This is a genomic window from Thalassotalea sp. 273M-4, assembly GCF_041410465.1.
Taxonomy (GTDB): Bacteria; Pseudomonadota; Gammaproteobacteria; order Enterobacterales; family Alteromonadaceae; genus Thalassotalea_A; species Thalassotalea_A aquiviva.
Genome location: NZ_CP166961.1, coordinates 1,629,296 through 1,645,393, shown reverse-complemented (window position 1 = coordinate 1,645,393; position 16,098 = coordinate 1,629,296). Strand labels below are relative to the sequence as shown.

The 16,098-nt window shown below is 38.3% G+C and carries 16 protein-coding genes; 5 read left to right on the top strand and 11 right to left on the bottom strand.

The annotated features are described in order from the left end of the window. Positions 1–12 precede the first annotated feature (12 nt). The 3 genes from ACAY00_RS07405 to ACAY00_RS07395 form a co-directional block, all read right to left on the bottom strand. Positions 13–1,014: a hypothetical protein gene (locus ACAY00_RS07405; RefSeq protein WP_371379334.1), complete on the bottom strand. Its 1,002-nt coding sequence runs from the start codon at positions 1,012–1,014 to the stop codon at positions 13–15. A gap of 124 nt (positions 1,015–1,138) precedes the next feature. Then, positions 1,139–1,693, bottom strand: coding sequence for an alpha/beta hydrolase (locus ACAY00_RS07400; RefSeq protein ID WP_371379331.1), 555 nt, complete (start codon positions 1,691–1,693; stop codon positions 1,139–1,141). 861 nt (positions 1,694–2,554) lie between these two features. Next, the gene (locus ACAY00_RS07395) at positions 2,555–2,878 is read right to left on the bottom strand and encodes a winged helix-turn-helix transcriptional regulator (protein ID WP_371379328.1); all 324 of its coding nucleotides are present in this window, start codon (positions 2,876–2,878) and stop codon (positions 2,555–2,557) included. Positions 2,879–3,025: 147 nt separating this feature from the next. Here ACAY00_RS07395 and ACAY00_RS07390 point away from each other — a divergent pair, with 147 nt between their 5' ends. Then, positions 3,026–3,706 carry a pirin family protein gene (locus tag ACAY00_RS07390; protein WP_371379325.1) on the top strand — a complete coding sequence of 227 codons (681 nt, stop codon included), beginning with the start codon at positions 3,026–3,028 and terminating at the stop codon, positions 3,704–3,706. A gap of 98 nt (positions 3,707–3,804) precedes the next feature. Beyond that, the gene (locus tag ACAY00_RS07385) at positions 3,805–4,248 is read left to right on the top strand and encodes a hypothetical protein (RefSeq protein WP_371379322.1); all 444 of its coding nucleotides are present in this window, start codon (positions 3,805–3,807) and stop codon (positions 4,246–4,248) included. Between the two features lie 288 nt (positions 4,249–4,536). Here ACAY00_RS07385 and ACAY00_RS07380 read toward each other — a convergent pair whose 3' ends face one another. The 5 genes from ACAY00_RS07380 to rcsF all read right to left on the bottom strand — a co-directional run bounded on the left by ACAY00_RS07380 (position 4,537) and on the right by rcsF (position 7,677). Continuing rightward, the gene (locus ACAY00_RS07380) at positions 4,537–5,091 is read right to left on the bottom strand and encodes a flavodoxin family protein (RefSeq protein WP_371379319.1); all 555 of its coding nucleotides are present in this window, start codon (positions 5,089–5,091) and stop codon (positions 4,537–4,539) included. A 133-nt stretch (positions 5,092–5,224) separates the two neighbouring features. Next, the gene (locus tag ACAY00_RS07375) at positions 5,225–5,470 is read right to left on the bottom strand and encodes a hypothetical protein (protein ID WP_371373922.1); all 246 of its coding nucleotides are present in this window, start codon (positions 5,468–5,470) and stop codon (positions 5,225–5,227) included. 120 nt (positions 5,471–5,590) lie between these two features. Further along, a complete protein-coding gene (locus ACAY00_RS07370) occupies positions 5,591–6,382 on the bottom strand; it encodes a Cthe_2314 family HEPN domain-containing protein (protein WP_371379316.1) in 792 nt (263 codons plus the stop codon). 128 nt (positions 6,383–6,510) lie between these two features. Then, a complete protein-coding gene (locus ACAY00_RS07365; protein WP_371379314.1) occupies positions 6,511–7,155 on the bottom strand; it encodes a LysE family translocator in 645 nt (214 codons plus the stop codon). Between the two features lie 150 nt (positions 7,156–7,305). Next, the gene (rcsF, locus tag ACAY00_RS07360) at positions 7,306–7,677 is read right to left on the bottom strand and encodes an Rcs stress response system protein RcsF (RefSeq protein ID WP_371379311.1); all 372 of its coding nucleotides are present in this window, start codon (positions 7,675–7,677) and stop codon (positions 7,306–7,308) included. Positions 7,678–7,926: 249 nt separating this feature from the next. Here rcsF and ACAY00_RS07355 point away from each other — a divergent pair, with 249 nt between their 5' ends. Continuing rightward, positions 7,927–8,898: an integron integrase gene (locus ACAY00_RS07355; protein WP_371379308.1), complete on the top strand. Its 972-nt coding sequence runs from the start codon at positions 7,927–7,929 to the stop codon at positions 8,896–8,898. An 89-nt stretch (positions 8,899–8,987) separates the two neighbouring features. Here ACAY00_RS07355 and ACAY00_RS07350 read toward each other — a convergent pair whose 3' ends face one another. Next, positions 8,988–9,683 carry a DoxX family protein gene (locus ACAY00_RS07350; protein ID WP_371379305.1) on the bottom strand — a complete coding sequence of 232 codons (696 nt, stop codon included), beginning with the start codon at positions 9,681–9,683 and terminating at the stop codon, positions 8,988–8,990. Positions 9,684–9,876: 193 nt separating this feature from the next. On the opposite strand from ACAY00_RS07350, the gene sppA reads away from it, so the two are divergent. Both sppA and ansA read left to right on the top strand, forming a co-directional pair. Continuing rightward, complete coding sequence (gene sppA / locus ACAY00_RS07345; RefSeq protein WP_371379302.1) at positions 9,877–11,748, top strand: signal peptide peptidase SppA; 1,872 nt, start codon at positions 9,877–9,879, stop codon at positions 11,746–11,748. 111 nt (positions 11,749–11,859) lie between these two features. After that, on the top strand, positions 11,860–12,876 hold the full coding sequence (gene ansA / locus ACAY00_RS07340; RefSeq protein WP_371379299.1) for an asparaginase: 1,017 nt from the start codon (positions 11,860–11,862) through the stop codon (positions 12,874–12,876). Between the two features lie 133 nt (positions 12,877–13,009). On the opposite strand, the gene ACAY00_RS07335 is transcribed toward ansA, so the two are convergent. Then, positions 13,010–15,811, bottom strand: coding sequence for a DUF349 domain-containing protein (locus ACAY00_RS07335; protein WP_371379297.1), 2,802 nt, complete (start codon positions 15,809–15,811; stop codon positions 13,010–13,012). Then, positions 15,808–16,095, bottom strand: coding sequence for a YeaC family protein (locus ACAY00_RS07330; protein ID WP_371379294.1), 288 nt, complete (start codon positions 16,093–16,095; stop codon positions 15,808–15,810). Before ACAY00_RS07330 ends, ACAY00_RS07335 begins: the two co-directional genes overlap by 4 nt. Positions 16,096–16,098: the final 3 nt, after the last annotated feature.

Sequence of the window (16,098 nt, the reverse complement as noted above, 5' to 3'; positions counted from 1 at the left end):
CGCAGCCAACTGTTACGTGTCCTTGTTTATTCTCTTGTTAGCGTGAAAATGCAAAATTTTGGTTTTGATGCCAAGATATTCATATGCAGCTGCGGCTTTTACAACAAGTCCTTCATCTCGGCATAGAAGTAAATGACAAAATGAAGCTATTCCGGCGTGAGTCATATCGCTAGAAGATCGCACAAAGCCTCTGGTGCTTTTCATGCCAGTATCTCTGTAATAACCTAAGAAGTTTAATTGGTGATAAATTCCATTAACCTTTTCTGATAGAGTTTTTTCTCTATCATTATTCGCTTCGTAAGGTTGAGGTTTAACACCGAAAAATATATCAATATCTAATTCAATATTCTCCATGCTGTTCTTTACGGAATCAAAGACTTTCTCAACTACATTAGGTGATTTTATATTTTTTAAAACTAACGCGCCTAGCCCAGTAGCTTGCTCAAATTGTTTTACTGGAGATTGCTCTTGATTATCTAAATCGTTACTCATTTGCTCATATTGTTCTCTTAACATTTGAGGCAGAGATTCTATTGCTGATTTCATTTCATCAGTAAAAGCGTCTTCTGACTCTAGATCTTTTAATGCATCATTTAGTAGTGATTTAAGCTCTTCACTTCCTTTTGAAAAAATATCTTCATAACTTTCGTCATTTCTTCCACCGTAAAATTTTTCTAGCATTGAAGTTAATCCATAACCATATTCAGGCATTGGTTCTTCATTTTCAATGAACCATTTCCAAATATCAAATACATCAATATTGTTAATTTTAGCGGAGCCTGTAAGGAGGTCATTTTCTAATGTTGGCTCTATGTATTTGGCATCCAGTTCTTGCAATGTATTTAGAAAAATTTCCTCTGAGCCTACTGATCTTTTAATTTCTTTCAAATTTTCATGGGAATATATTGGCGTTATATTATGGTCTTTGAGTAATTTTTTTATATTGTGCGGATCGCCCTTTCGAATTGAATCAAGAATGTTGTGATCTAGATACCCTAGTATTTCTTCAGCCATGATTCCGTTCTCCAGACTAGATGAAAGCTAATGCCCGCATAAGGAGCTGATAATGCTTGGCTATACTGTGCAGCGAAGCGGAACCGAGCCAAGCTGGTAGCAGTCCCGTTACTGTAATGGCTTGTTAGCTACTCTTTTCTTTGATCCATCGCTTAACAGGAACAATCCATTCTGATATCGGTCTATAAAAAGCACCATGTTCTTTACCCGTAGAAATAGAGATTTCTTCGAATGATTTAAGGTTAACACTTCTAGCTTGAAGCTTTTTACATGTACTAGCACCGTCAGTTGTTTCATAAACGGACAAAAAAGCACCATTCATTTTAATGTCAGAATATTTCTTTGAAACAATACGTCCACATCCAGCTAAAAGAACTGTATTAACAGGAGTTTCTTCCAAATAATGAGAGGCTAAACTGGTAATAAAAGCTCCACGAGAAAACCCCATAATGGTTATATGTTTAGCATTTACTCCACTTTTTATTAATTCTCTAACATTGTTAGCTAATACTTCTGCATGCTTAAAGGGATCTGTACCTTTGGAACGGTGGTACGCGATCAAGTTATATTCACTGTCTGATAATGACTCTTTTATCGCAGGAAACTCATAAACTCCCCACCTTGCATTTTTTGGAGTAGGATTTGTGCCTTCGACAATAAAGCCATGCGAATAAAACACAAATTTTTCATTCGCATTAATTTGTTCAGGAAATTTATCGTAAACATCCCCGGCAAAAGATAATGAAGAAAAAAGAATACATACTAATACTGAAAATTTGATACTGTCTCTCCTGAGTAGCTAACGCCTCAATAATAGGCGCATAAATGGTTGGCTAAAATTAGCGAGGTACGAGCGCAAGCCAACGGTTTTTTGTCCTTTTAAATGACTTGTTAAGTGTATAACCCCCTTTATTAGCAGCAATAATACCAGTGAATATATAACTGCTGTAACCACTATGTAAATAAAAATATTAAACGCGGAAGAGCTATACAGGGTAATAAAAAAGATTACGTAAGAAACAAAAAAAGAACAAGCAATCAATAGGTTAGAAAGTTTTATTTTATTTGAGTAATTTCCAACAACCAAAATAGTTATAAGTGAACATAGCAATCCACTTAACACTTGTGGGATTTCCATACACATTACAAAAAAATAAGCGATAAGGTCACACGAATTAATGTTAAACATTGACCTACACAATTCTACTTTTGGAGCTACAGCAAAATCCAAACGCAAGAAATGGGCATACCCTATAAATAATAGGGTAAATAAGGTAGTTAAAACGCCAATACTAGCAGAGTAGAACAATTTCATATATACACTTAACGCCGCGTTAAGCGGACAAAAATAGTTGGCTATAATTTGTGAGGCACGAACAAAAGCCAACTGTTTTTGTTCCGTTTAAACGCCTTGTTATGTGTTGAGTTTATGACTATAACGTATACCAATCTAAATGAATGCTTTCGGCCAAAAACTGTTATTCTGTTTTTGACAATTACATATTCACAAGGCACCAAAGTGCTATGTGATGGACTGGTTTTATATTAAGTGCTTTTCTGCTGAGCCCAAGTTCGTGACAGCCCAATCATGCATTGCCCACAAAACTGGCTCAAGCGATTGACCAACATTTGTCAGCGAATATTCGGTTTTCGGCGGCACCTCTGCAAATATTTTACGGTGCACAATCCCTTCATTCTCTAACTCACGCAGATGTTTTGTCAACATGCGTTGGGATGCATCAGGTATAAGCCTGCGAAGCTCATTGAAGCGCTTCGTACCACTCAGTAAGTGATGAATAATGGGACATTTCCAACGACCACCAATAACTTTGATTGTCATTTCTACTGGGCACTCTTCACTCATTTATTTACTTCCTTTAGATTTCTTTGGCTCAAAGCTTCATGGTTACAAAAATGTTCCTACTTACAAAAAAGAACCAATGTTCTATATTAGCTCTAGTAAGCCTTATTTATCAAAGACAATAAATTGTAGTCATTAGGAGAAACACCCATGAGCACTACACAAAGAGTCATTCACTATGGCGAACTACCCCAGGGTGGGTTTGCTGGTATTTTGGAAAGGCATATGGTTCTGAACCCGGAGTTATGGCCAAAGGCAAAAGACCGGACTGACATTAGTCATGGTCTTGGAGACTTTATTTATTTGGCGCTAGGTCAATTTTTACCCAACGATGGAGCGCCGATGCATCCGCATAAAGATGTCGATATTGTCAGCGTTGTTTTCTCTGGCAGTGTGGGGCATAAGGGTACTTTAGGTGATGGCACCGCAATTCACGCACCTGAAGTTCAGGTTCAGCGTGCTGGAACTGGTATGCAGCATGCTGAGTTTAACCTCCATGACACACCCGCTGATATTGCCCAAATCTGGTTTAAGCCACCCGAAAAAGGACTTGAACCTGCCTACAAAAATTTCAAACTCTCAGATAGTGGTTTAACAACTGTACTCGGCGGAACGGATGGCAGCTTCAATAGCAATATGGTTTGTAAGGTTGGTTACCTACCCGTCGGCGAAGAAATAACAGTCAATCAACCGTTTGTGGTTCTCATCACCCAGGGTAAAGGTAATGCAAATGGTGTACCTGTAACGAAGGGAGATTTAATAGAGGGTGAATCGCTTCAATTCATTGCTGGCCATGATTTAGGGTTGGCCCTTATTCATGCAAGCAACTAATAAAGGAAACTGAGGAATGATGATAACAAATACCCCCAAAATTTTTGCCTTTGCGACTTCAACCAGTCGTAATTCAATAAACAAGAGGAAATACGAAAATGAATAATACACAGATTACAGCGCTAAAAGCTTCGGCCATTCTTTGGGTTATCTGGGGAGTAGTCCATGCCTTCTTCGGTATTGCCATAATGGCTGTAGATACTTCTCAAGGCTTTGCCTACATTGCCGCAGGCGTTGTTCCTGAGACATTGAGTGCAGATTATCATTCAGCTATCGGTGCTATTTTGAATCAGCACGCTTGGAACTTGTTGTGGTTTGGCGTTGTGACAACTTTTGGCGGAATAATGATCTGGCGACGCAATATGACCGCTATCTGGGTCAGCGCCATGGTAGGCGGCACAGCGGATCTGGGTTACCTAATTTTTGTGGATTTCGGGGGCTTTGCTACGTTCTTCCCTGGTACGTTCATGACACTAATCGCTGGTTCTGCCATTTTTCTGAGCGGTTGGGTTTGGCTAGAACAACGCAAAAACTCTATATAAGGCGCCATGCAAATACCACCTGAAACCCCCAATCCAATGCCTACCAGCGTTGGGTTTATTGTTGGCGACAAAGGGATTCAGATGATAGAAAAACCGTGGTTTGTGCCAATCATTACTACGCCTATTCGATCCCTTGTGCACAAGGGATTATTCCACCACTAAGAGAATGATTTCATTATTATTTATAGACACATAACGCCCGCATAAGGGGCTAAGTAATGCTTGCTAAAATGTGAAGCGGAACCGAGCAAGCTTTACGTGTCCCGTTACTTTATGCGCTTGTTATATTTATTTTTGCATGTTGAGAACTAGATTTGAAACTCTGGCACCTAAATACTTCGCCGTATTTAAATCAAGCTGATTAACAATCCCGTCATTACTTTGAGCAACAACTCCTAACTGGCAACCAAGTCTATTTATTGAGTCATTGCTGTTGGCTGAATCAAGACCAACCCAGTACATACCATGTTGACTAGCTAAAATGGAAAAATATTGTATTGTGCTTGATTGGTCACCATTAAAAGCCGAGCCTGATGTTATACCCGCAGCTATTTTATCTGCCCACTCTTGAGCCTCCCAGAAATCACTTGTGGCATCAGCAAAGGCTTTAAATTGTGCCGCAACTCCTCCCATATATGTGGGAGATGCAAATATAATGGCTTCACAATTCCTTAGTTCATCGAAAACTTTATCATTTACAAAGCGGCCCTCTATTAACTCACCACCTTCGATTAAATGCTCATATACATCTAGGCCCTTACTCTCGATTTCACTTGACGCAGCTTTGACTAACTGTCCTGTTATATCTGTTTTAGTAAAATAGACAATTCCTACTTTAGGCAAAATGAACTCCGGTACTGAGATAAATATAACGCCCCAATAAGAGGCAAAAAATAGTTGGTTATACTTGTGAAGCATGAACAAAACCAACTGTTTTTTGTCCTGCTTGATTGTCTTGTTAGCTTAATTGTTCGAGTTAGCCTATATCACCTCGATACCTTTCAATTATTTTATGACCACAAGTTTTACAGATTAAATGCAAATCTCTTAACTCCATAAACCCAGCGGTTGGGCCTGCTCCCCAACCGGCAACTAAAGCTGATAAGAACTCTTTAATTTTTTCCTTTTTCCCTATTTTGGCCTGATATTGAGGTTTTACAATTACTCCTACATGCTCTTTATCTTTATTGCACTCTTTACAAAAACGTACTTCAATTTCCATGCCGATTCATCCATTTTCAGGGTTAAGCTAACGCCGTTTTAAGCGGCAAATTGCAGTTGGCCAAAATGTGTGAGGTACGAACAACAGCCAACTGTAATTTGTCCGACTTGAAAACCCTTGTTAGCTATCTTTTCTATGATAGTTATGAAAGTGATGAGACACACCATTTTTAGCGTTAATTGATAATGCATCATGTCTGTCTCGATAATGAACATAAAGTTCGTCCACTAATTCAATGCAAGCATGAAGCGCATCCTGAACTTCTTTAACCACAATACTATAAATTTTGTCCCTAGAGTTTTCATAAGTAGCCACTAAATCATACCCTGTTATTTTTGATTTGTGCGACTCCGACCACGCCATATTTTTAAACATTTGATCATCTTCTGTGTATAAATTACAGAAACCTTTATGTGCTCTTTCATTTCGGTCTAGTCGAAGTGGCATTCCAGTTTGATCTAATATTTTTAAGTGCTCTAGAATCTCCGAATGGTTTTCCTTGAGCACCTTTTTGAGCTGTTTTATGTTTAACTTGTGATCTGGAAGGTTAAGCTCTAAAACTTCATTTACAAAATGAAAAGCAATGTCTCTTAAGCTTGAAAATCTAAATAAAGATAAATCTACAATCGATTTTAGCCAATCATACCTATTTATATCTTGAACTGACGATTTCAAAGGAACTTCTTTAGCTCCAAGCATTTGAGGTATAACCCTTAGGTCAACGAACTGTTGCTCTAGGGCATCAAACCTAACATAGGTTAAGTGCGCATATGCCATATGTGGATCTGCTTCTGAAAACTCTTCCCAATTTTTATAAGGGTGATCATGGAGGAAATACATATTTATAGAGTCGTAAAGAACACCCTTAAATGTTGATTCTTCCAACCCCCAACAATAATATTCGTTATTCATCACACTCTCAGATTACGATAGATAGCTAACGCCCTATTAAGGGGCTTTTTATTAGTTTGCTAAAATGTGAAGCGCAGCGAAACCGAGCAAACTGTAAAAAGTCCCGCTTTAAATTCTTGTTAGTTTTTTTACGACACTGAACTACGATTGAAGGCAGAACGAAGCAACCCAATCCCTGCAATAGAAAATAAAAATGAAGTAATACCGTTTATCCATCGACTTGAACGTTGATACCAGTTCATAACACCACGATATGAGAAGCAAATTGAATACATAGCATTTGTAGAAAATCCGACAATCATGCAAACTACCAAGCCTGAAACAAGAGAAAGCATTCCATCATTTGAGCCTAATCCCACAGAAAGTGCAGCCATCCAAGCGATTACTGTTTTGGGATTAGAAATATTCATAATAACACCACGAAAAAACCACTTTTTACCTGAAGTATTTTCATCAATTATTTCAATTTTAGTTGAATTAGATTTGATAGTTTCTTTAGCTGAAAGGTAAGCAAGCCATAATAAATATAGACCTCCGAAAACCTTCAGTGCCATTAGCAAATAAATAGAACTTTGAAGAATAGCCCCCATACCACTTGCGGCGATAATTCCCCAAAAAACCAAACCAGCAGAAAGCCCTGCACCATAAATTAAACTAGTTTTTCTACCCTGACTCATTGCTATGGTCGCGTTAGAAATATTTGCGGGTCCAGGTGAAACAGCTATGACAAAAAATGCGATACCAATACTTAATAATGAAAGTAGATCTATCACTTATATTTCCTTTTTAATAAATACCACAATTGACTAAAAAACTAACGCCGCAATAAACGGCTAAGTAATAGCTGGCTAAAATTGTGAATGGAGTGAGCGCAGCCAGCTGTTGCGTGTCCGACTTTTAATTGCCTTGTTATATGCAAACTGCTATTCAACTAGGTATGCCATACCTCTGCACTTTGTGTGACTGTGACAGCTAGCGGTACTATTATTAACAATGCAAGAGTCAAAAACTAATGCATTACCACCTAGCTTTTGAGCTTTAATTTTTAGAGAAGAAATCAATGAACTTTTGCTAGGCTCTCGATCTCTAAAGTCTTTCTGGCAATAATTTGTTTCGACATAACCAACTTGCGAAGCTCCAAGCTCCCAAACTTCAGTATTGGTGTAGCTTTTTACGCTACCTTTTTTAACAGTATTCTCTACTTTATTCTTAACAAATCCCCCCATGTTAGAATTAAATTCTACTGAAGAACAACCAGCCAAAATTAGAGTGACTATTAAAAGTACGATTTTCATGCGACCTCCATATTGCATATAACAATTTAATAGTGCGCAATTTGCGCACTTTTCTACTACGCCATTGCTCACCTTTCTACTTTACACCCTTTTTACCAGAGTTTATTACTTTATGTCTATCAATTACTTAAGTTTCATGTGAATGAAAGGCTGATGAATAAATGTGCGCAAATTGCGCATTTTCTTGAATATATGCGCCCATGCGCTATAGCTGTATATATATACAGTTGTATTTCTTTAGGTGGTTAAATGAAAACTCGCTCGCCATTTTTAAATGCAATTGCTGAGTATATGCTTAAGAGGCAATATTCTTTGAGAACCGTTGATACGTATCTAAAGTGGATATCGTCATATATTCACTTTCATAACAAACGCCACCCTGCTTCTATGGGGGATAATGAAGTTTCAGCCTTTCTTGATAACCTTGTTTTGCAATTAAATGTATCACCGAGAACCCAAGCTACCGCCTTAAACTCCCTATCTTTTTTATATAAACATATCATTAAGAACGAATTATCTTTAAATCTTGAATTTGTTCGTTCTAAAAAACAACCGAAGTTACCCGTTGTTATGACGCCTGAAGAAGTTAAGTCCTTAATGGCTCATTTAAGTAAACGTTATTATTTGATTGCAGGCCTAATGTACGGCAGTGGTTTAAGAGTCATGGAAGCTATTCAATTACGAGTACAAGACATAGACTTTGACTATAAATGTATTAGAGTATGGAACGGTAAAGGATGCAAACACCGAGTTGTAACACTGGCAAAAGAACTGATCCCAACAATAAGAAACCAAATTATTCAAGTGAATGAATACCTTCAACTTGATGTTAAAAATCATCACTATGCTGGAGTATGGATGCCAAACGCATTAGCGAAAAAATACCCCTCAGCCAATAAATCAATTGGATGGCAATATCTTTTCCCATCGCAAAAATTAAGTGCAGATCCTGAAACAGGTGAAATTCGGCGTCATCACTTTCATCATTCGTGCGTGAGAAAAGCCGTCAAAAAAGCGGTAAATGCTGCCGGTTTAACCAAAGCTATAACGCCACACACTCTGCGTCATAGCTTTGCGACCCACCTTCTACAAAGTGGCGCAGATATTCGAACGGTGCAAACACAACTTGGTCATTCGGATGTTAAAACCACACAAATTTATACGCATGTGTTACAACAAGGAGCAAACGGTGTTGTAAGCCCACTGAGTAAAATTTTTTAATCAACGCCTCAGGTAACTCTATAACTAGTTTTAATCGTGTGTTTTAACGAATTAATCAACGACTTATTACAGCCTATTTAATTAAACTGTTATAAGGTATCAATACCCTGCCCCTTTTGGCTTAACCCAAGCCAGTAATCGACGCTTACATAGCGTCCTGGTCCGACAAAAAATAACGCCATCAACATAATAAAGTACGTCGCAGCAAACTCTATACCGTTATTTAACAACACCACATTACCTGTTTCGTATAACCAGTTTGGGTTGCCATTGTCGGCAATTATGTCTTTGATTCGGGTCAGTCTAACTGCGGCGTTGTCACTATTTTCTAGGCTTAGTTTTGCCGACTCAAACCCTAACCAGTCAAATACTTGGGCTGAACTGGTGGCGGAATTTGTTGGGGTAATGGCATACCAACCGTTTTCTAGATGCACCGTAGTTGCGGCAATAATCATAGTAAACATAAGTGGTAGGCTAATAAGGCGCGTAACTAAACCAATAAGCAGTAACCAACCACCAAAGAATTCGGTCCAAGCCGCCAAATTGGCTAATACCTCAGGAAAAGGTAAACCCAAACCCCATTGCTCGTTACCAAACCATTGCACAATACTGTCATCGGCTAAAAATTGTTGCATAAAAGTCGCATTTTCGTTGTTAAACTGCATTTTGTTATAACCCGCAATAATAAAAACAGGGGCGAGAAATAACCTAATTAACAACGCGGGAATCGCATCTAATTTTAATATTTGTTCTATAGTAGTATTGTATAAGTATCGGATTTTCATAAAATTCCTGTTTTTTAACTGAATTAAATATAAGAACATTGTAGTTCAGGTTTAATTTCAAAATTTTTTTCGTATTGGCTTTATTTATAGATAATAAATTGTAAAAAATTTTTAATAATTGCAGGTAATAAAAGCAATAATATTTTTTGCCATGTATGATGGTATCAATGAAGTAATTAAGACGTGAGGATATATGTCTGAAAAACCAAGTGTTATTAAAATGGTCCTAAAAAAAATATGGGGCTTGATAAACACCACTCGAAAAATAATTGTAAACTTAGTTTTTTTCGGGTTTTTGTTTTTATTTTTCATTTTGCTCTCTGACGACAGCGACAAAATTGTTGTTCCGGACTCTGCCGCATTAATTCTAAATTTGAATGGTGATATTGTAGAGCAAAAGACTCAAATTGATCCTGCTGATGCGTTATTAATGGAAGCCTTAGGCGAAGAAGAAGAGAATCCAGAAATTTTGATTACCGATCTTCTCGACACCATAAAACGCGCTAAAAATGATGACAGAATTAAAGTGTTGGTGCTTAGCCCGCAAAAATTAGGCCGAGCAGGCTTGCATCATTTACAAGTTATTGGTGACGCCATTGACGATTTTAAAGAATCGGGCAAAGAAGTCCTAGCTTATGGTGGTTATTTTAATCAAAACCAATATTACATCGCAGCACATGCAGACCAAGTTTGGCTTAACCCAGAAGGCGCGATAATTTTAGAAGGTTTTGGCCGTTATCGAACTTACTTTAAGTCGGCGCTTGAAAAACTTAACGTTACTCAACATGTATTTAAAGTGGGTACCTACAAAAGTGCCGTAGAACCCTATATTCGTGACGACATGTCTGAGCAGGCAAAAGAAGCGAATGAAGCTTGGTTAAACCAACTATGGGCAAGCTATAAAGCAGATGTTGCAGAACAGCGAAATATTTCAGTAGAAGATTTTGATGAGTCAGCCCAAGACTTATTACAAAAATTAAACCAAGCCGATGGTAGTTTTGCGGTGTACGCGTTAAATAATGGTTTTGTCGATGAGTTACGAACACAAGAGCAAATCCGTGTGGCTTTAATGGAAAAAGTAGGTAAAGGCAGCAGCAAAGACACTTTTGCTAAAATTTACTACAAAGACTACAGCCAAGCGACCAAAAACCCATTCCCTATTGTAAACCCACATACCGACAAAGTTGCGATTGTTGTTGCTAAGGGCAATATTTTAAATGGTCACCAGAAACCGGGTACCATTGGTGGTCAAAGTACTGCAAAATTGCTTCGTAAAGCACGAATGAACGACAACGTTAAAGCGGTTGTACTTCGTGTAGACAGTCCAGGTGGTAGTGCTTATGCATCGGAAGTTATTCGCCAAGAAGTAGAATTACTTAAAGCGGCGGGCAAACCAGTTATCGCATCCATGGCAAACTATGCCGCCTCAGGTGGTTACTGGATTTCGGTATCTGCCAATGAAATTTGGGCATCAGAAAATACCATCACCGGTTCAATTGGTATTTTTGGTATGTTTATGACCTTAGAAAAAGCACTGGATAAAATAGGTATTCATACCGATGGTGTTGGTACTACAGACTTTGCTGGTGTCGGTATTACCCGAGAATTAAATGAAGATATTGGAAAAATTATTCAGGCCAACATTAACCGAGGATATAAAAACTTTATCACCTTAGTCGCGAATAATCGCAATATGACCCCAGAGCAAGTTGATAACATTGCACAAGGGCGTGTTTGGACTGGAGCCAAGGCACAAGAACTCGGTTTGGTCGATAAATTAGGTGACCTAAATGATGCCATCGTGGCGGCGGCGAACATCGCAGGTTTAGAATCCTATGACACCTTATTAATTGAAAAAGAGCTGTCAGCGCGTGATTTATTTTTACAAAATATGCTCAATAATAGCGATGCTCTATTTGGTCAAACTCTGGTAGATGAACAGGAATACAACAACCCTACTCTGCGCACAATGATCAGTCAGTTAGTTAAAGAGTTTGAAAAAGTGAATCAGTTAAATGACCCTAAAGGCATTTACTCTATTTGTTTACGTTGTGAATTGTATTAATGGATTGAACAAGGCAAGTAACGAAGGCGCAAAATAATGTTTCTTTGTTACCACCTACCCTGATAAAATCAGCCCCAAATTATGGGGCTTTTTTATTTGAGAATCGAAAGCATGCACAATAACAGAAAAAAAATATACGTCGCATACACAGGTGGCACCATAGGAATGAAGCCAAGTGTCAATGGCTTTATTCCGGTCACTGGACATTTAACCCAGTCTATCGAAAAAATGCCCGACTTTCATCGTGATGAAATGCCCGAGTTTACCATCAACGAATACGCTCCATTAATCGATTCCGCCAATATGACGCCATCAGACTGGCAACGTATCGCTAACGACATTCAGGCTAATTACAACAAATACGATGGTTTTGTTGTATTACATGGTACCGATACCATGGCATTTACCTGTTCAGCTCTATCTTTTATGTTGGAAGATTTGTCAAAACCGGTGATTGTCACCGGTTCACAAATCCCATTAACGCAACTGCGATCAGATGGTCAAGAAAATTTATTAAACGCTTTATATATTGCCGCGAACTTCCCAATTAACGAAGTGGGCTTATTTTTTAATAACAACTTGTTTCGTGGTAATCGCACAATTAAAGCCTATGCCGATGGCTTTAACGCGTTTGAATCCCCTAACATGCCACCACTTTTAGAAGCCGGCATTAATATAAAACTCATTGCCGGTAGCATCAGCAACAATGGCAAAGATCATTTAACCGTAAGTCAAGTTAGTGAACAACCCGTTGGCGTTGTGCATTTATACCCAGGTATATCTCCAAAACTTATCGCAAACGTTATTCAACAACCGGTTAAAGCGTTAATTTTGTTAAGTTATGGAGTCGGTAATGCGCCCCAAGATCCCGAGTTATTAGAACAACTAAAAAATGCATCCGAGCGCGGCATTATCATTGTTAATTGTACACAATGCGTAAAAGGTAAAGTCAATATGGAAGGTTATGCCACGGGTAACGCGCTCAGTGAATGTGGGGTGATCAGTGGTCAAGACATGACCTTAGAAGCGACCTTAACAAAACTGCATTATTTGCTTAGTAAAAATTTTGACACAGAAACGACCCGAAAGTTAATGGGCACCAATTTACGAGGCGAATTAACGCCTTAGTCCTCGCTTTAATCAACCGCCTAATACTCAGTACTTATAGACCTACGTAAATAAAAAAGGCATTCGTTTAAAAACGAATGCCTTTTTGCTGTTGTTTCAACGTTGGCTTAATCGCCACAGCCTGTTAAGCGAGTTAAGCTAAGAATATTTTTTTGACTCTTTCTATTATCGCTTGCTCATTGTCGAACTTTCCACAAGCTAGCCACTGTGCAAGTTTATCAGACAACTGAGAAGTACTCCCCTGATTCAACTTATCCGCAAGTAAATTAACCTGCAGTTGCATACGCTCCTTGGCGAACTCTTGTGGCGATGGCACATTGGCTAATATTTCCAGTTCAAGGGTTAAAGCCGCGCGTTTTACTTTATCGGTTGAACAAGAGGCAAAGGTTTTTAGGTGTTTTTGCCAATGGCTATTCAACGACAAATAAACTTTGTCAGCGAATAAATCCTCAAAGCTAATGTCTTCATTTGAATAAGACTCAGCCAAGTCAAATAGATTAATATAAAGTTGTTTGGTTTTTTGAGTCTTTAACGATGATACAAGCTTAACCAGTTTGTTTGCTAATACATTACTTTGCTCAATCAACGCTTTATTAATTGGCTTTTGTTGTTTAATAGCATCCGTTAGAGTATCGAGTGTAGTCCGCAAAGCCTTGGCGTCGGTTAACGAAGAAACCGATTTGATTTTTTGCTCTATGTCAGCCAACTGTTGTTGATGTTGCGCCCATTGCGCTTGCTTTTTATGGTCTTGCTGGGCTTTAATGTTATCGCGTTTGGCAAAAACCGGATCGTTAACCTTTCTAAATGTTTGCCACAATTGATTTTCTTTTTGCGGGCCCGCAAAGCCAATTTCTTGCCAAGCTTGTTGCAAATGTTTCAGTTCTTCAACAGCATCAAAAACATTGTCTTTGTCGATTAACGTTTTCGCTTTTTCAATAAGTTGTTGCTTTAACTCGGCGTTGTTATCTTGAAACTGGTGAATCCGCAACTTAATGGGGTCAATAATTTTGCGATATTGTTTGACGATTTTTTGATACTGCTCGCGATCTACATCACCACTATGACGCCATTGGTTCATCAGTTTATGTAAGCGGGCGTCAATTTTTAACCAATTAACGTTTTCATCGTCACACTCTTGAGCAAGTTTTTGTAAATCTTCTAAAATTTGCTGTTTCACTTCTAAGTGAGCAGCCCGAATTTTAGTTTGTTCAGCATAGTATTCTCGACACGGTGCGAAAGCTAACTCACAAGCTTGATTAAACTGTGCATTGAGTTCTTTATCCAGCTCTGCATCGGCATGTCCTAAGGCATTCCAATGTTTACGATGTAATTTAACCTGTTTTGCTTGCTCTTCGGGATTGTCTTTTGGGTTATCAACCAAGTCTTGAATTTGTGCTAACAACTCTTTTTTTCTCGGGGTTACCACAAACGATTCAAGTTCATGCAATTCGTCAATCTTTTGACTGATTGTTGTAAACTCTTTTTCCAGCTTTTGCTGTTGCTCTGGTGCTAACTCAGCAATGAGATGAGTCAATTTAGTGTGCAAACCAAAAGCCGAATTATATTTACCACTGGCGATAAGTCTTTTTAATTCTGAGATTTTTTTACGAACATGGGCAAAATGTTTATGTTGCTCGCGCTCTAAAGGTTTTATAGCCTGATCCCAAGTTGTGGTGATTTCGTTGCGTGCCGCCATAATACTTGCAGGCAACAGATCTGAGGCCAGTTTGTCTATAGATTTCCACTTTTGTTGCCACTCTCGGTATAAGCCTTGGCGCTCATTTAACTCGCTCATATTGCTTGGCGCAACAAGCCCCGAAAATTTAGAAACCAAAGAAAACGCCAATGCAACGCTTTCACTCACCTGTTCCATATTGGCTAATTTAGCCATTAAAGCGGTTTGTTTTTTTAATAATGACTCGACCACGTGAGGTTCGAGTAACGAAGACTTAATTTCGTTTTCTAGGCCTTGCAGTTGGGTTTTAATCTGCTCTTGATCAAACTCGGCATCATTTAAAACGGACTCACTAATAGCATTAGCAATAGACGACAAACTGTGGTCAATGTTTTGTTGTTGCTCTGCCTTTAACTGTTTTTGCTTTTCAACAATATGTTGTTGCTGATAGGCTTCTTCCATAATGGCAAAATATTTTTTTAATTGTTCACAGATCTGCTGATGTTTTTTTATCACCGCGTGTTTTTCTTGTTCTGGTAAACAATCAAATTCGCTTTGATATAAAGCCCATTCTTGATCGATTTGTTCACGCTTTTGCACCATTGACTTATAGTCATTATGCTCTTTTAAAGCCAGCAATTTAGATAACAACAATTGCAGTTGTTTTCTCAATTTAATCGGCTTTTCAATATCGGCTTTAAGCGTATTGATCTTTTGTTCAAGCAAGGTTAAACCATGGCCTGCGTCCATTTTACGAGCCATTTTTTCAAGTTGTTCAAGATCATTTAAGCTGGGTAAAATTTGTTGCTGTAAGTCGATGTTGTTGGTTTTAACATAAAACAACGCAAGCGAAGTGGGTTTATCAATCTTATTTAATAGCAACGTTAAAATATCGGCATCATGCTCGTTAAACAGCCACTGCTCTAAAAATGCTAACTTTGCATTATTGGTGTTTAAAAACTTAAGCTTGTGTTCTTTACTCACGCCATCATGCGTTAAAATCGCACTTTGAAGCTGTTTTATACAAAATTGTTTGACTTCTAATACCGTGTTTTGCTCTGCTTGGGTTAAATACTCATTAACGTCATTGAGCTTTAACAACGCAGCTCGACGCACTAAAGGAGAAGGGTCGGCAGTTATTAAAGAACGTAAAATAAGCACTTTTTCAGCGTCGCTTAAATCAAATTCATTTAATGCTTCAATTCGCGTATTGGCGTCTTTATGTTGCCATTTTGCTTTAAATAAGTTGTTAAAAATCATAAATCGGAAAACCTTGCTATATCGTCTTTATTTTTATCGGGTTGCTTAAACTGGTTTCTAAGCTCGGCTTTGGTTTTAGTCACAATATGACCGTCGGCGCCTATGGTCATATTATCTTGATTATTTAGATGTCTGGCTTGATACGCCATGGTTAATTGCAATGCTGATTCTCGTTGTTCAATACCAACGTCAGTACCCTCGGGCCATTTACCGGTTTCGGCCGCCGACTTTAAACGTAAATACATTTGTTCGGACATTGAATCGACAACTGCTAATATATCCATAAT

Excerpts from the sequence above, each read along its gene's own strand:
- ansA (WP_371379299.1), top strand. The coding sequence starts at position 11,860 with ATGCACAATAACAGAAAAAAAATATACGTCGCATACACAGGTGGCACC.
- ACAY00_RS07390 (WP_371379325.1), top strand. The coding sequence starts at position 3,026 with ATGAGCACTACACAAAGAGTCATTCACTATGGCGAACTACCCCAGGGT.
- ACAY00_RS07385 (WP_371379322.1), top strand. The coding sequence starts at position 3,805 with ATGAATAATACACAGATTACAGCGCTAAAAGCTTCGGCCATTCTTTGG.
- ACAY00_RS07350 (WP_371379305.1), bottom strand. The coding sequence starts at position 9,683 with ATGAAAATCCGATACTTATACAATACTACTATAGAACAAATATTAAAA.
- ACAY00_RS07370 (WP_371379316.1), bottom strand. The coding sequence starts at position 6,382 with ATGAATAACGAATATTATTGTTGGGGGTTGGAAGAATCAACATTTAAG.
- rcsF (WP_371379311.1), bottom strand. The coding sequence starts at position 7,677 with ATGAAAATCGTACTTTTAATAGTCACTCTAATTTTGGCTGGTTGTTCT.
- ACAY00_RS07395 (WP_371379328.1), bottom strand. The coding sequence starts at position 2,878 with ATGAGTGAAGAGTGCCCAGTAGAAATGACAATCAAAGTTATTGGTGGT.
- sppA (WP_371379302.1), top strand. The coding sequence starts at position 9,877 with ATGTCTGAAAAACCAAGTGTTATTAAAATGGTCCTAAAAAAAATATGG.
- ACAY00_RS07405 (WP_371379334.1), bottom strand. The coding sequence starts at position 1,014 with ATGGCTGAAGAAATACTAGGGTATCTAGATCACAACATTCTTGATTCA.
- ACAY00_RS07330 (WP_371379294.1), bottom strand. The coding sequence starts at position 16,095 with ATGGATATATTAGCAGTTGTCGATTCAATGTCCGAACAAATGTATTTA.
- ACAY00_RS07375 (WP_371373922.1), bottom strand. The coding sequence starts at position 5,470 with ATGGAAATTGAAGTACGTTTTTGTAAAGAGTGCAATAAAGATAAAGAG.
- ACAY00_RS07355 (WP_371379308.1), top strand. The coding sequence starts at position 7,927 with ATGAAAACTCGCTCGCCATTTTTAAATGCAATTGCTGAGTATATGCTT.
- ACAY00_RS07335 (WP_371379297.1), bottom strand. The coding sequence starts at position 15,811 with ATGATTTTTAACAACTTATTTAAAGCAAAATGGCAACATAAAGACGCC.